This window comes from Asticcacaulis solisilvae, assembly GCF_017875235.1.
In the GTDB taxonomy this organism is placed as follows: Bacteria; Pseudomonadota; Alphaproteobacteria; order Caulobacterales; family Caulobacteraceae; genus Asticcacaulis; species Asticcacaulis solisilvae_A.
The window spans coordinates 179,477-192,898 of record NZ_JAGGMI010000007.1; the positions used below are offsets into that span (position 1 = coordinate 179,477).

The following is a 13,422-nucleotide window of genomic DNA, read 5'->3' on the forward strand; positions in this document are numbered from 1 at the left end:
AGGGGATTTTATGAGCGTGCCATGACCCTGACGACCAAATCCTACGACGAATTCGTCGTTGCCGCCCTGTTCGATACCGTTGACGAAGCCATTGTCGCGCTTGGCGACGGCCGCGTCGTGTTTCCCGACTCGGACAAGAGCTTCGAGGCGCACCCGAATGCTGGCCTTTTGACCGCGGTTGTCCACCCGACCGGCGTCGGCGTCATCACCGGTGGCGACGATGGCCGCGTTGTGTGGACGACGAAGGAGTCCGGTTCGGTCGAGCTGGCTGTTCATAAGGGCGCCTGGATAGACCGGATCGCGGTTGCCGGCGACGCCCAGGTCATCGCCTATGTCGCCGCCAAGAAGGTCTTCGTCCGCGACCTGCTGAAAAAGACCGAGCATATATTTACCCACGATCATTCGGTGTCCGACCTGGCCTTTTCGCCGGATGGCCGCAAGCTCTATTGCTCGACCTATAACGGCGTGAATGTCTGGTTCACGCGTGTCGCTCAGCAAAAGCCGACCAAGCTGAAGTGGACGGGATCGCATACCCGCCTGGCCATGTCGCCCAAGGGCGATTACGTCGTCACCGCCATGCAGGAAAACGCCCTGCACGGCTGGCGTCTGAAGGACAGTAAGGACATGCGCATGGGCGGCTATCCCGCCAAGATCAAGTCCTTGCAGTTCTTCGCCCAGGGCAAGCTTCTTGCCACATCGGGCGCCAATGGCGCGGTGGTGTGGCCCTTCCTCGGGCCCAACGGCCCGATGGGCCAGGAAGCCTCCGAGATCAATCCAGAACCATCGACCATGGTGTCGGTCGTTGCGGGCAGCAGCGAAGACACGCTGCTGGCCGCCGGCACCGAGGATGGCCGCGTCTGGCTGGGTGAGCTGCAATCGACGGGCATCGAATGGATAAAGCGCGAAAAAGGCAGCCCGATCACGGCCCTGGCCCTGTCCGAAACCGGTACACGCATACTGTTTGGCGATGAGGACGGTTTCGTTTATATCTACGAGGTGGAAGCATAGGGGCTTACCTGGGGCGAGTAGATGAGTAACGAAGACGAGGGCGGCGAGGCCAAGGGCGCGCCGGACGCCGAGATTCTTTATGACAAGGCCGGGAATGAAGCGGCGCCGATCGAGGAAGCGCAGCAAGAGCCCGTGCCAAAGCCGAAGCGTAAAGTTCGCTGGCTGCGGCTGATCGGCCTTGTCATCGTCGGCTTTTTTGCGTTTTCGATCCTGTCCGTCGCCATCCACCGCTTCGTGCCCGTGCCGGTCACGTTCCTGATGTGGCAACGGCTGGCCGAGGGCAAGGGGCTGGACCATCGCTGGGTGTCGGCCGATGATATCAGCCCCTATCTCAAGGCCGCGGTCATCGCCGCCGAGGATGCCAAGTTCTGCACGCACGACGGCTTCGACTACGAGGCCATCGAGAAGGCGCAGAAGTATAATGCCAGTCACAAGCGCAAGCGTGGCGCTTCGACCATTTCACAGCAGACGGCGAAGAACGTCTTCCTGTGGCCGTCGCGGTCGTGGGTGCGCAAAGGCTTCGAGGTCTATTACACCTTCCTGATCGAGGTCATGTGGCCGAAGGACCGTATCCTTGAGGTCTATCTCAACAGCGTCGAATGGGGGCCCGGCGTCTACGGCGCCGAATCGGCATCGCGCCACTGGTTCGGCAAGAGCGCGAAAAACCTCACGCGCGCAGAGGCTGCACGCCTGGCGGCGATCCTGCCCAGCCCGCTGAAGTGGAAGGCCGCCAAACCGGGCAAGTACGTCAAGAAGCGGTCCGGCAGCATCCAGTCGCGTGCCCGGGCCGTCGATGCCGGTGGCTATAATGCCTGTCTGTCGGCGGACTGATCACGGTGTAAGGACACCAGATTCGGCTTGACGCTTTCGTGAAAATGGCTTTCCCTTGGCTAATCAACCAAGACGGGAGGCTGTTATGAAGCGTGCATTATTATTTTTGAGCGCTGTGACGACGGTTCTGGCTGCGCCGGTTCTGCTTAGCGGCTGCGCTACCACATCCGCAACGGCAAGCGCAGACAAGGGAAATCCCGCGCAGATGCTCGGCAGCCAGCAAATGGCGCGTGCGGCCATGGAGCAGCAGCAACGCTCCGTCGAAAAGGCTGGCCGTTCGGCCGGCCCGGTTTCGCGCAGCAAATAGGGATTTGATCGGGGGTGTGGTGGCGTTTGCCATACACCGTCAAACCCCTTGACGCTCCCTTAGAAATAGCCTTCCCTTCCCGCCAATTAACCATTGCGGAAATGAGGGCTGTCATGAAGCATCTGTTACTGTCCGCGGCGTGTGTCGCGCTGCTTACCGGCTGTGCGACCACGTCGAATACGACGCCTGGGCCGGTGCCGGAAGCGCCCAAGCCTATCGCGCAGGATACGACCCCGCCGGCTCCGGCCAAGCCGACCGCCGCCGAAGCCAAGGCCTATGCCGACGACGCCGAAAAGCAGCTGGCGGCCTTGAGCGAAGCCGCCAACCATGCGCAATGGGCGCGGGCGACCTACATCATCCACGACACCGAATGGCTGGAAACCAAGGCCAATGCGGCCCTGACCGAAGCGACCGTCAAGCTTGCGCTGGGTGCTGCCAGGTTCAACGACGTCGAGGTTGACGCCGACACGCGGCGCAAGCTCGATTTGCTGCGCCTGTCGCAAGTCCTGCCGGCGGCCGATCGTCCCGGCGCGGCCGAAGAACTGGCGGCACTGACGACCAAGCTCGATTCGACCTATTCGACGGGCAAGTTCACCTACAAGCAGAAGACCTATAACCTGACCGAGGCGTCGAACGTCCTGGCGACCAGCCGCGATCCCGTCACGACGCGCGCCATGTGGGAAGGCTGGATGGGCATCGCCCGCCCAATGAAGTCCGACTACACCAAGCTGATCGCCGCCGCCAATACGGGCTCGCAGGGCCTCGGCTACAAGGACACCGGCGCCCTGTGGCGGTCGGGCTATGACATGGCGCCCGACGCCTTTGCCGCCGAAACCGACCGTTTGTGGGGCCAGATCAAGCCTTTCTACGACAACCTGCACTGCTTCACGCGGCGCAAGCTGAACGAAAAATACGGCGATATGGTCCAGCCCAAGACCGGACCGATCCGCGCCGACCTGCTGGGCAATATGTGGGCCCAGGACTGGTCGAACATCTATGACGTGGTGGCGCCCAAGACCATCAAGTCGAGCTACAATTTCGACAAGCTGCTGACCAACAAGAAATATACCGAAGTTCAGATGGTCAAGACGGGCGAGGCTTTTTACACCTCGCTGGGCCTGAAGCCACTGCCGCAGACCTTCTGGGAGCGGTCGCAGATCGTGCGCCCCAAGGACCGTGAAGTCGTCTGTCACGCCTCGGCCTGGGATGTCGACAACCGCGAGGACCTGCGCATCAAGATGTGCACCCAGGTCAATGCCGAGGACTTCTACACCATCCACCACGAGCTGGGTCACAACTACTATCAGTGGGCCTATATGGATCAGCCGTATCTGTTCAAGAACGGTGCCAATGACGGCTTCCACGAAGCGATCGGCGATTTCGTCGGCTTAAGCTCGGTGACGCCGACCTATCTCAACCAGATTGGCCTGCTGGACAAGGTGCCGGCCGAGTCCGAGGACATTCCGTTCCTGCTGAAGATGGCGCTGCAGAAGGTCGCCTTCCTGCCGTTCGGCATCATGGTCGACCGCTGGCGCTGGGAGGCCTTCTCGGGCCAGATCACCGAGGCGGAGTATAACCGCCGCTGGTGGGAGCTGATCAACAAGTACCAGGGTCTGATGCCGCCGGGCGAGCGTCCGGCCTCCAGCTTCGATCCGGGCGCCAAGTACCACGTGCCGGCGTCGGTGCCGTATACGCGCTACTTCCTGGCGCACGTGCTTCAATTCCAGTTCCAGCAGGCGGCGTGCGCGCAGACCGGCTGGAAAGGCCCGCTGCACCGTTGTTCGATCTACGGCGAAAAGGCTGTCGGCGAGCGTCTGCAGAACATGCTGGAAATGGGCCAGTCGAAACCGTGGCCGGATGCGCTGGAAGCCTTTACGGGCACGCGCGAAATGGACGCCAAGGCGGTGCTCGACTATTTCGCACCGCTGGATGCATGGCTGCAGGAGCAGAACAAGGGGCAGACCTGCGGCTGGCAGGCGTAAGCTGATAACGTCCGGGGTGTGGGGCCGCAGGCCCCATACCCGGACGTTTTTCTACTTCGCCAACATCTCCGCCACCGTGCTCCCGACCGCCTCAAGCGCCTTAGGCTCATACACAATGCCCATATGGCCGATGCCGGGCAGGAGCGTCACCGGAATGGCAGAATTCACGCGGCCCAGTTCGGTCGGATAGGTCTCGGCACGGAACAGTTCGTCATCGCTGCCGATCAGGATGCGGGTCGGGGCCTTGATTGCCGCGACCGCCGGTTCCCATTTGCGCGGCAGGTTGGCTGAGGCCAGCAGCGCATGGCTGTAGCTGCGCGGGCGCATATTGTTGTCGGTTTCCGGCACGGCCATGGCCAGCACGGTCATGTGGTCGAATGCCGAAATGCTGAAGCTGTTGAGTATGGTTAAGACCACGATGCGCGGCACGCTGACCGTCGTCCAGCCGCCCTGATTGGGACGATCCATCACCGAACCCGGCGCGATCAGCGGCGCCAAAGCCAGATAGCTATCGTAATTCTTTGCATAGGCGGGCAGGCTCGCGGTCCTCAGAATGATCGCGCCGCCCATCGAATGGCCGACGAGAAGCCGCTTTTCACCCGGATGTTCGCGTGCCGCCAGTTCGGCAAAATCCGCCAGGTCGTCTTCATACTGGCCGCGATAGACGACGTCGCCCAGACGGCCTTGCGGTCCCTTGCTCAGGCCATGACCGCGCATATCGAGCGAATAGACGGTGGCGCCTCGTGCCGAAAGCGTGCTGGCGACGCCGTGCATCGCGACCGTGGTGCCCGAAGATCCGTGCACGGCGACCACCACGCCGCCGCCGGGCTTGCCCGGATAGATGCGGTAGGCCAGTTTGGCGCCATCGCGTGCCGTCAGGTACTGGGCCGGTGGCTGTTGTCTGGCGTAGGCGGCCATCGGATCATTGGCGCTTTCGATGGCGACGATGGGCGGCGGCGACTTGGGAGCGGTGAAGACCAGGACGCCGGCGGCGATTGTGGCCATGACGACTGGTGTGATGATCAGGCCGCGAATGATGTGTTTGAGCATATGGGCTTCCCCCGTTTGGTGTGGTTGACCCGTCTTGCCTAGCCGCCGGCGGCCCGCTAAGTCTGCCGTGTTTTCGCCAGTGGCAGGGTTCCTTCGCCAATGGCGCCGCTTATTCGCCAATGGCTTTCGTGTGGGGGTGCGATGTCGTTTTTAACCGAGCGTTCCGCGCCGCTGCTGCGCTGGCAGTCCCTGCTCAGCCTGCCGGTTGCGGGGATCATCATTGGTCTGATCGGCCCGTTCGGCAGCTATGTCGGCATGACGGTGCTGGAGCGCATTGGCCACTTCGTGCTGTGCGTGACGCTGATCGGCGGCTGTTCGCTGATCGTGTCCTATGACATCGCGCGGCGGTTCTTCCAGGGCTACTGGCCACTCTGGGCGGGACTTTGCGTCGATCTGGCGCTGGTGCTGCCGGGCGCCGCGGTCGTCTATGGCAGTCTCAGCCTTTTCGCGCCCGATGTGGTGGCCAATGTCGGGCCCGCCAGTCTGATCTGGCAGAACCTGCTGATGACGTTGATCTTCCGGGTCATCAGCCTGGCGCTGTCGTGGCAGCGTATTCGCGAAGGCGGTCATGTCGAAACCAAACCTGAAGTCGCCGAAGAGGCCCCCGCCTTTCACGCCCGTCTGCCGCGCGGCCTGCGCAGCCAGCCGATCCTGGCGCTATCGTCAGAAGACCATTATCTGCGCGTCCATACGCCGAAGGGCGAGGCGCTGATTCTGATGACCATGGCTGAAGCCGTCGCCATGCTGCCGCACGGCTTTCAGATTCACCGTTCGCACTGGGTGGCGGATACGGCGATCAAGGAGGCCAGGTCCGACAAGGTGGAACTGGTGACGGGTCTCAGCCTGCCGCTCAGCCGGCATCGCCGCAAGGCGTTCGATGAGTGGCTGGATGCGTTGGCGGTCAGGCCAGCTTGATCTCGCGCAGGCGTTGCTGGAGAAAGTCCTCGGCCGTGATCGGTTCCGGAAACAGGTTCGGGCGGTCTTCCGCGATGCAGTTCGGCAGGGTCTCGATTACGTAGGGCGGATTGAAGTGCAGGAAGAATGGCGTCGAATAGCGCGCGAAATCCTTGCGCGCCTCGGCCGGATTGATGACGCGGTGCTGGGTCGACGGCAGGACGCCATTGGTCAGCCGCGACAGCATGTCGCCGATATTACAGACGATGCAGTTTTCCGGCGGGGTGATCGGCAGCCACTGGCCGTCGCGGTCGAGGATCTGAAGGCCGGGCTCTTCGGCGCCGAGCAGCAGGGTAATGACATTGATATCGCCGTGGGCGCCGGCGCGGACGGATTCGCCCGCCGACGTCACCGGCGGATAGTGCAGCAGGCGCAGCACCGAATTGCCGAGATCGACCTTGTCTTCGAAGAAACCCGGATCGAGCTTGAGATAGAGCGCGATGGCGCGCAGGACCTTTTGGCCCAGCGCGTCGAGGCCTTCATAAAGCGCCAGAACGCTGTCATGGAAGTCGGCGACCTCGGCCGGCCAGACATTGTCCGGCATATACTGACGATAGGGATGACCCTCCGGCAGTTCGCGGCCCGTGTGCCAGAATTCCTTCAGGTCATGGTGCGTGTGGCCCTTGGCGGTCTCTATGCCAAACGGCGTATAGCCGCGCGCGCCGCCCTTGCCCTTGACGTGATAGGCGCGTTTTATCTCTTCCGGCAGGGCGAAGAAGGCCTTGGTGGCGGCAAGCGCCCGGTCGAGCAGCTTTGGGTCGAGGCCATGCCCGCCCAGCACCGCGAAGCCGTAGCGCTCGAATGCCGCGCCCAGCTGGGCGGAAAAGCCAGCGAAATCCTCGTCGTAGAGGGCAAGCGGAACGGGCGGGATGGCGGAGACGGACATGACAGGTCCTTGATCATAGAAAACGGAGGTTCCGCTTATAGCGATATGTCGAAAAGTGTGCAGCGGTTTTCGACCAAATATCGCGGCAAAGCAAAAACTTAGATCGGGATGATTTTCTACTTCAAAAATCATTCCGATCTAAAGCCGCAACCTGGCAAACGCAAGCCGCGGCGACCTGATGCTTTATTATGCCACAGTCACTTAAAAGCAGCGCTTGAGGGGTGATTTTGTCACAGAACTCCGCTATTAACCAATCCTAAACACGCTTGGCTTCAAAGCGTGGGCATGGGGCACACAGTGTGATCACGCACTGAGCCGGGACAGAGTGGGATAGGGTCGGTGGCGTCCAAGTCAGGCGCAGGTCGGAATATTGTCAGCGCGCGCATGATCGCGCTTGCGCTTGTCCTGTGCCTGGGCGTGACCATCGGCGTCGGCCTGAACCATCGCGCCGCCGCTGACGATGCCAAGCCGGCCGCCTCCGCTGCCCCGATCGTCAACCCCGACCTGCAGCCGGTCAATTCGACCAAGGCGCTTTCCGCGGCCGAGCAATCGGTGGTGCGCGTGCTGGTCGTCTATCGCGGCTATGGCGGCACGCCGCTCGATTCGGTCGGCATGGGTTCGGGCTTCGTCGTCGCGCCGGGCTATGTCATCACCAACTACCACGTCGTCGAAGTGCCGGCTGAAGCATCCAGCGCCGACGTCTATATCGTCCCGCACAAGGATGCCGGCGCTGGCTACCAGCGCGTCGAGCTGGTCAAGACCTGGACCGAGGGCGACCTGGCCCTGCTGAAGGCGGACGGCCTGAAGATCCCGCCGCTCAAGCTGTTCGCCAAGCCCAACAAGAATGAACGCGTCGTGTCGATGGGCTATCCTGACGCGACCGACCACCTGCTCAACCGCTCGGGCACCCAACTGCTGGAACCGAGCGACGCCTATGTGACGCAAGGGTCGATCGCGCTGTTCGCCTCGACCAATCCGGACGGCAGCCGCATCGATACCCTGTTCCACACGGCGCCGATCAATCACGGCAATTCCGGCGGGCCGCTGCTCAATGAGTGCGGCCAGGTGGTGGGCGTCAACACTTGGACGGCGCCGTCGACCATGTCGGCCGGCGGCGACCTCGACATCGCCACGGGCCAGTATGTCGCCACGCGCGTGACCGCACTCCAGACCTTCCTGGCCTCGGCCGCCGTGACGCCGACCATGGCGTCCAAGCCGTGCTACGCCAAGAGCGAGGATGAGATCGTCAAGGACGATGCGCTGACCAATGCTTTGGCCGCCGCCGCCGAAGCCCAGGCCGCGCGCATCGAAGAGCAACGCAAGGCCGAGGCCGACCGCGCCGCCCTGGAACGCTGGCAGCTGGGCACCCTGGTCCTGCTGTCGGTGCTGGTCCTGATCCTGATCGGGCTGATTATTCGCCGCGAAATGCGCCATCGCCACGAAATCCACATGAAGGAACGCGACGTAGCGCCTACGGCCTTCTCCAACGAGACGGCGCCCAAGGCCAAGCCGGCGCACAACATGCTCGACAAAAAGGTCAAGGTGCCGGGCGTCAAGCATCCCATTCCGTGGGGCTGGATCGCCCTGGGCCTGATCATCATCGCCGCCGTCGCCTTCCTGCTGATCAAGGATCGCGACACCGCCCGCCGGCTGACGGCGCCGCTCGCGGCCGCAACAGCGCCGGCCGGCGTCGTCCATATGGCCTGCACGGTCGATTCCGCGGCTTCGCCCAATCCGATCGCCGCGGCTGGACCGATCGAATTCGATTTCGACGCTCAGAACGCGTGCGTGAGCGGCAAGACGGCCTATGAACGCCAGTCCGACGGCACGCTGGTGCGCTTTGCGGTCAACGAAGGCACCCAGATGGCGGCGCGGCTGGAGTTGTCGGCCGACGGTCAGCTGTTCAAGCGCAGCGAGTTCCGGCTCGAACCCGACCTGCATAAGGAATATGTCACGCAGCGCAATGCGCTGGGCGATCTGCGTTGTGCGGCCAGGCCCGGCAGCGGCGCGGCCACCGCGCTCAACCAGAACCTGGTCAAGGTGCGCCTGTTGTCGCAGACCTACCTGACCATGCCGCCCGAAACCCAGACGGTGTGGCGGTGCAGGAAGGCCGACGCCAAGTCGTGAACGGCGGCCAAATAGTCTCCTTCATTCTGGGTTCAGTTTAACGCGTTTACTGTCGCTGTCGTGGCATACCGCCCAAGGTGAAAAGCACTGACTTTTTATCCGGCCTTTGCGTTCATCGCAGCCACGACTTGGAATATGGCCGCGAAAGCGGCGTGAGTATTTGTTTGTGAGAGGACAAATCCTATGCGTAAGTTCATTATGGTTTCCGCCCTGGCCGCCTTTGCCCTGGCCGGTTGTACGACCATCGAAGAAGAAAGCGGCATGCGCGTGTCAAGCCGCACCAAGACTGGCGCGCTGATCGGCGCCGGTGTCGGCGCTGCCATCGGCGCCGTTTCCAACAAGAAGGGCGACCAGGCGCGCAAGAACGCCATGATCGGCGCCGGTATCGGTGCCCTGGCCGGCGCCGCTGTCGGCAACTACATGGACCGCCAGCAGCAGGAACTGCGCGACCAGTTGCGCGGCAGCGGCGTGTCGGTCCAGCGCGTCGGCGACACCATCGTGCTCAACATGCCGTCGGACGTCACCTTCTCGTCGGCTTCGGCTGATATAGACGCCAAGTTCTTCCCGGTGCTGGATGAGGTCGCTCAGATCCTCAATCAGTATCCGTCGACCTATATCGACGTCGTTGGTCATGCCGACAGCCAGGGTAGTGACGAGTTTAACCTCGACCTGTCGGAACGCCGCGCCAACTCGACGGCCGGCTATCTGTCCAACCGCGGCGTCAAGTCCGAGCGCATCTACATCGCCGGCATGGGTGAGCGCGTACCCGTCGCCAGCAATGACACCGCCGAAGGCCGCGCCAAGAACCGCCGGGTGGAAATCACCCTGCGTCCGATGGTCGACTAAGCCCATCAATCAGACTTGAAACAACAGACAGCCCCGCCACGTGCGGGGCTGTTTGCGTTATGCGCGGCGACATACTGTTAACGTCATTTTAGCCGCGATCATTCACCATGCGGGTCAAACAGTTTCGGGTTAGGAACCTATGACCACGCCGTCCCTTCGCGATTTCGCGCCCCAGATCGATCCGGTAAAGGGCAAGACCGTCCTGATCACCGGCGGCACCGGCAGTTTTGGACGTAAGATGGTCCAGACCCTGCTGCGCGACTTCGATCCGAAGAAGATCATCATCCTGTCGCGCGACGAGCTGAAGCAGTACGAGATGCGCGGTGAGCTGGAAGAGATGTTCCCGGCCGACAAGCTGTCGCGCCTGCGTTTCTTCCTCGGTGACGTCCGTGACCGCAACCGTCTCGAGCTGGCCTTCCGGTCTGTGGATATCGTCATCCACGCAGCGGCCCTGAAACAGGTGCCAGCAGCCGAATATAACCCGTCGGAATGCATCGCGACCAATATTTCGGGCGCCGAGAACGTTGTCGCTGCCTGCCTGTCCAACCGCGTCCAGCGCGTGGTCGCCCTGTCGACCGACAAGGCGTGTTCGCCGATCAACCTCTATGGCGCGACCAAGCTGGCTTCCGACAAGATCTTCGTCGCCGCCAACAACCTGTCGGGCGATATCGGTACGCGTTTCTGCGTCGTGCGCTACGGCAACGTCGTCGGCTCGCGCGGTTCGGTGGTGCCTTTCTTCAAGCGGCTTCTGGCCCAGGGCGCCAAGGAGCTGCCGATCACCGACGACCGGATGACGCGTTTCTGGATCTCGCTCGACCAGGGCGTGGCCTTCGTGCTGTCGTGCCTGGAGCTGAGCCAGGGCGGCGAGATCTTCGTGCCGAAGATTCCGGCGACTTTGGTGACCGACCTGGCGACCGCCATGGCGCCGAAAGTCAAACAGACCGTGGTTGGCATTCGCCCCGGCGAGAAGTTGCACGAGATGATGATTTCGGCGGACGACTCGCGCTCGACCTTCGAACTCGACGACCGCTACGTCATCGAGCCGGAATTCGCCGAATATACCCGCAAGTCCTTCGCCAAGGTGCGCGGCATCAAGAAGGTGCCCGAGGGCTTCTTCTATGCCAGCGACAACAACCCTGAGCGCCTCGACGCCGACGGCATCAAGGCGATGATGAAGGTCTATCTTGAGTAGCTTTCTTCCCTATGGCCGCCAGTCGATCAGCGAAGCCGATATTGAGGCTGTCGTCGAGGTCCTGCGTTCCGATTATTTGACGACCGGTCCCAGCGTCGATCGCTTCGAAGCTGACCTGGCTGCGTCCGTGGGCGCCGGGGACGCGGTCGTCGTGGCCAATGGTACGGCGGCCCTGCACATCGCCGCCCTGACCCAGGACCTGACGGCGAATGACGTGGTCATCGTGCCGTCGATCACCTTTACGGCCTCGGCTAACTGTATTGCCTTTTGCGGCGCGCAGGTCGTGTTCGCCGATGTCGATCCGGCGACCGGCCTGATGACCGACGCAACCTTCGATGAAGCGCTTGATGCCCTGAAGACGCGGCATCCTGCCAACCGCTTTGCCGGGGTCATACCCGTGCACTACTCGGGCAGACCGGTAGCGCTTGACCATATTTCGGAGGTTTGCGTCGCGCACGATGCCTTCCTGCTCGAAGACGCCTGCCACGCTATCGGCACCGATGGGCCGGACGGCAAAACAGGCGCCTGCGCGAAATCGGACATGGCGGTCTTTTCCTTTCATCCAGTCAAGACGCTGACGACGGGTGAGGGCGGGGCCGTCACCACCAACGATCCGGGTCTGGCACGGCGCTTACGCGCTTTGCGCAGCCATGGCATCGAGCGCGATCCGTTGCGCTTCGCAGGCCTTGGTTTCGGCGGTGACAACGACGCCGGGTCCTGGATTTATGAGATGCATGGCTTAGGTTATAACTATCGTTTGCCGGATTTGAACTGTGCCCTGGGCATTGCCCAACTCAAGCGCCTGCCCCATTTTTTGGCTCGGCGAGATGCGCTGGTAGCCGGGTATCAGGCGGCATTGGAAAAGCGCAATCTGCCGGTTGCGTGGACCGCGCCCGAGGCTGACACGCGTCCGGCCTTCCATCTGTTCGCGGTCACCATCGATTTTGAAGCTTTGGGCATAAGCCGCAGCACAGTCATGGCCGGTTTGAAGGCGCGTGGTGTTGGCACGCAGGTGCATTATATTCCGGTCCACCGCCAGCCGTGGTGGCGTGAGCGGGCATTGGCCGGCCGCGATTTGCCCGGGGCTGACCAGTACTACCGCACGACCCTGTCCCTGCCGTTATATGCCGATATGCAGGACGGCGATCCCGAACGGGTGATTACTGCTTTGGAGGAGGTTTTGGATGGCCTTTGAAGTCACTATTGATGGCCGCAAGATCGGCGCCGACCACGAGCCCTATATCATCTGCGAGCTGTCCGGGAATCACAACGGCAGCCTTGACCGTGCGCTGAAAATGATCGATGCCGCCGCCGATACCGGCTGCGACGCCATCAAGCTGCAGACCTATACGGCTGACACGATCACCCTGAAATCCGACCGTCCGGAGTTCCAGCTGAAGGGGGGCTTGTGGGACGGCTATTCGCTCTACGATCTCTATAATGAGGCGCACACGCCGTGGGACTGGCACCCGGCCCTGTTCGAGCGGGCAAAGGCGCGGGGCGTCACCCTGTTCTCATCGCCGTTCGATGACACGGCGGTTGACCTCCTCGACAGCCTGAACGCTCCCGCCTTCAAGATCGCTTCGTTCGAGTTGATCGACCTGCCGCTGGTCGCCTATGCTGCTTCCAAGGGCAAGCCTTTGATCATGTCGACCGGCATGGCCAATGACGCCGAAATTGCCGCGGCGGCCGCGACGGCGCGCAAGTACGGTACGGGCGAAATCATCCTGCTGCATTGCGTCAGCGAATATCCGGCCGATATCGCCGACGCCAATGTCCGGACCGTGCCGGATCTCGGCCGCAAGTTCGAATGCGTGTCGGGCCTGAGCGATCACACTTTCGGCACGGCCGCGTCGGTTGCCTCGGTGGCGCTCGGTGGGTCTGTCATCGAAAAGCATTTCACCCTGGCGCGCGCCGATGGCGGTCCGGATTCGGGCTTTTCGCTGGAGCCGGCCGAATTCACTTCGCTGGTCCGCGATTGCAAGGATGCCTGGAAGGCGCTGGGCCGCGTCCATTACGACACCCTGGGCTCGGAGCGCGGCTCCAAGACCTTCCGCCGCTCGCTCTACGTCGTACAGGACGTGAAGAAGGGCGAGGAACTGACCAAGGAGAATGTCCGCTCGATCCGCCCCGGCCTGGGCCTTGCGCCGGTGCGGCTGTGGGACGTGCTGGGCAAGCCGGCCAGCCGCGACCTGTCGCGCGGCGAGCCGCTTAATGACGAGATGATTGGTTAGGTTCC

12 protein-coding genes are annotated in these 13,422 nt (G+C 62.4%); 10 read left to right on the top strand and 2 right to left on the bottom strand.

What is annotated here, in order from left to right:
* Window positions 1-21 precede the first annotated feature (21 nt).
* The 4 genes from J2X24_RS13535 to J2X24_RS13550 all read left to right on the top strand — a co-directional run bounded on the left by J2X24_RS13535 (window position 22) and on the right by J2X24_RS13550 (window position 4,128).
* Window positions 22-1,008, top strand: coding sequence for a WD40 repeat domain-containing protein (locus J2X24_RS13535; protein ID WP_209722481.1), 987 nt, complete (start codon window positions 22-24; stop codon window positions 1,006-1,008).
* 21 nt (window positions 1,009-1,029) lie between these two features.
* Entirely contained in the window at window positions 1,030-1,839 is an 810-nt protein-coding gene (gene mtgA, locus J2X24_RS13540; protein ID WP_209722483.1) for a monofunctional biosynthetic peptidoglycan transglycosylase, read from the top strand.
* 85 nt (window positions 1,840-1,924) lie between these two features.
* Window positions 1,925-2,146 carry a hypothetical protein gene (locus J2X24_RS13545; protein ID WP_209722487.1) on the top strand — a complete coding sequence of 74 codons (222 nt, stop codon included), beginning with the start codon at window positions 1,925-1,927 and terminating at the stop codon, window positions 2,144-2,146.
* A gap of 113 nt (window positions 2,147-2,259) precedes the next feature.
* Window positions 2,260-4,128 carry a M2 family metallopeptidase gene (locus tag J2X24_RS13550; RefSeq protein WP_209722490.1) on the top strand — a complete coding sequence of 623 codons (1,869 nt, stop codon included), beginning with the start codon at window positions 2,260-2,262 and terminating at the stop codon, window positions 4,126-4,128.
* A gap of 51 nt (window positions 4,129-4,179) precedes the next feature.
* Here the strand turns inward: J2X24_RS13550 and J2X24_RS13555 are convergent, their stop codons facing one another.
* The gene (locus J2X24_RS13555) at window positions 4,180-5,178 is read right to left on the bottom strand and encodes an alpha/beta fold hydrolase (protein WP_209722493.1); all 999 of its coding nucleotides are present in this window, start codon (window positions 5,176-5,178) and stop codon (window positions 4,180-4,182) included.
* Window positions 5,179-5,319: 141 nt separating this feature from the next.
* On the opposite strand from J2X24_RS13555, the gene J2X24_RS13560 reads away from it, so the two are divergent.
* The gene (locus tag J2X24_RS13560) at window positions 5,320-6,093 is read left to right on the top strand and encodes a LytTR family DNA-binding domain-containing protein (protein WP_209722496.1); all 774 of its coding nucleotides are present in this window, start codon (window positions 5,320-5,322) and stop codon (window positions 6,091-6,093) included.
* On the opposite strand, the gene J2X24_RS13565 is transcribed toward J2X24_RS13560, so the two are convergent.
* Window positions 6,080-7,018 (bottom strand): isopenicillin N synthase family dioxygenase, encoded by a 939-nt coding sequence (locus J2X24_RS13565; RefSeq protein ID WP_209722499.1) that lies wholly within the window; start codon window positions 7,016-7,018, stop codon window positions 6,080-6,082. The two genes, J2X24_RS13560 and J2X24_RS13565, sit on opposite strands and share 14 nt — an antisense overlap.
* Window positions 7,019-7,402: 384 nt before the next feature.
* Between J2X24_RS13565 and J2X24_RS13570 the strand changes: the two genes are divergently transcribed.
* The 5 genes from J2X24_RS13570 (at window position 7,403) to pseI (ending at window position 13,417) form a co-directional block, all read left to right on the top strand.
* Window positions 7,403-9,145, top strand: a complete 1,743-nt coding sequence (locus tag J2X24_RS13570; protein ID WP_209722502.1) for a S1C family serine protease — start codon at window positions 7,403-7,405, stop codon at window positions 9,143-9,145.
* Window positions 9,146-9,328: 183 nt separating this feature from the next.
* Window positions 9,329-9,991, top strand: a complete 663-nt coding sequence (locus J2X24_RS13575) for a YiaD family glycine zipper/OmpA-like lipoprotein (protein WP_209722505.1) — start codon at window positions 9,329-9,331, stop codon at window positions 9,989-9,991.
* Window positions 9,992-10,130: 139 nt separating this feature from the next.
* The gene (gene pseB / locus J2X24_RS13580) at window positions 10,131-11,183 is read left to right on the top strand and encodes a UDP-N-acetylglucosamine 4,6-dehydratase (inverting) (protein WP_209722521.1); all 1,053 of its coding nucleotides are present in this window, start codon (window positions 10,131-10,133) and stop codon (window positions 11,181-11,183) included.
* Complete coding sequence (pseC, locus tag J2X24_RS13585; RefSeq protein WP_209722753.1) at window positions 11,173-12,378, top strand: UDP-4-amino-4,6-dideoxy-N-acetyl-beta-L-altrosamine transaminase; 1,206 nt, start codon at window positions 11,173-11,175, stop codon at window positions 12,376-12,378. The genes pseB and pseC overlap by 11 nt, the downstream gene beginning before the upstream one ends.
* Entirely contained in the window at window positions 12,368-13,417 is a 1,050-nt protein-coding gene (pseI, locus tag J2X24_RS13590; RefSeq protein WP_209722525.1) for a pseudaminic acid synthase, read from the top strand. Before pseC ends, pseI begins: the two co-directional genes overlap by 11 nt.
* The last annotated feature ends 5 nt before the right edge of the window (window positions 13,418-13,422 follow it).

Coding starts and splice junctions, on each gene's coding strand:
- J2X24_RS13575 (WP_209722505.1), top strand. CDS start 9,329: ATGCGTAAGTTCATTATGGTTTCCGCCCTGGCCGCCTTTGCCCTGGCC.
- mtgA (WP_209722483.1), top strand. CDS start 1,030: ATGAGTAACGAAGACGAGGGCGGCGAGGCCAAGGGCGCGCCGGACGCC.
- J2X24_RS13560 (WP_209722496.1), top strand. CDS start 5,320: ATGTCGTTTTTAACCGAGCGTTCCGCGCCGCTGCTGCGCTGGCAGTCC.
- J2X24_RS13535 (WP_209722481.1), top strand. CDS start 22: ATGACCCTGACGACCAAATCCTACGACGAATTCGTCGTTGCCGCCCTG.
- J2X24_RS13565 (WP_209722499.1), bottom strand. CDS start 7,018: ATGTCCGTCTCCGCCATCCCGCCCGTTCCGCTTGCCCTCTACGACGAG.
- J2X24_RS13555 (WP_209722493.1), bottom strand. CDS start 5,178: ATGCTCAAACACATCATTCGCGGCCTGATCATCACACCAGTCGTCATG.
- J2X24_RS13545 (WP_209722487.1), top strand. CDS start 1,925: ATGAAGCGTGCATTATTATTTTTGAGCGCTGTGACGACGGTTCTGGCT.
- J2X24_RS13570 (WP_209722502.1), top strand. CDS start 7,403: ATGATCGCGCTTGCGCTTGTCCTGTGCCTGGGCGTGACCATCGGCGTC.
- pseI (WP_209722525.1), top strand. CDS start 12,368: ATGGCCTTTGAAGTCACTATTGATGGCCGCAAGATCGGCGCCGACCAC.
- pseB (WP_209722521.1), top strand. CDS start 10,131: ATGACCACGCCGTCCCTTCGCGATTTCGCGCCCCAGATCGATCCGGTA.
- J2X24_RS13550 (WP_209722490.1), top strand. CDS start 2,260: ATGAAGCATCTGTTACTGTCCGCGGCGTGTGTCGCGCTGCTTACCGGC.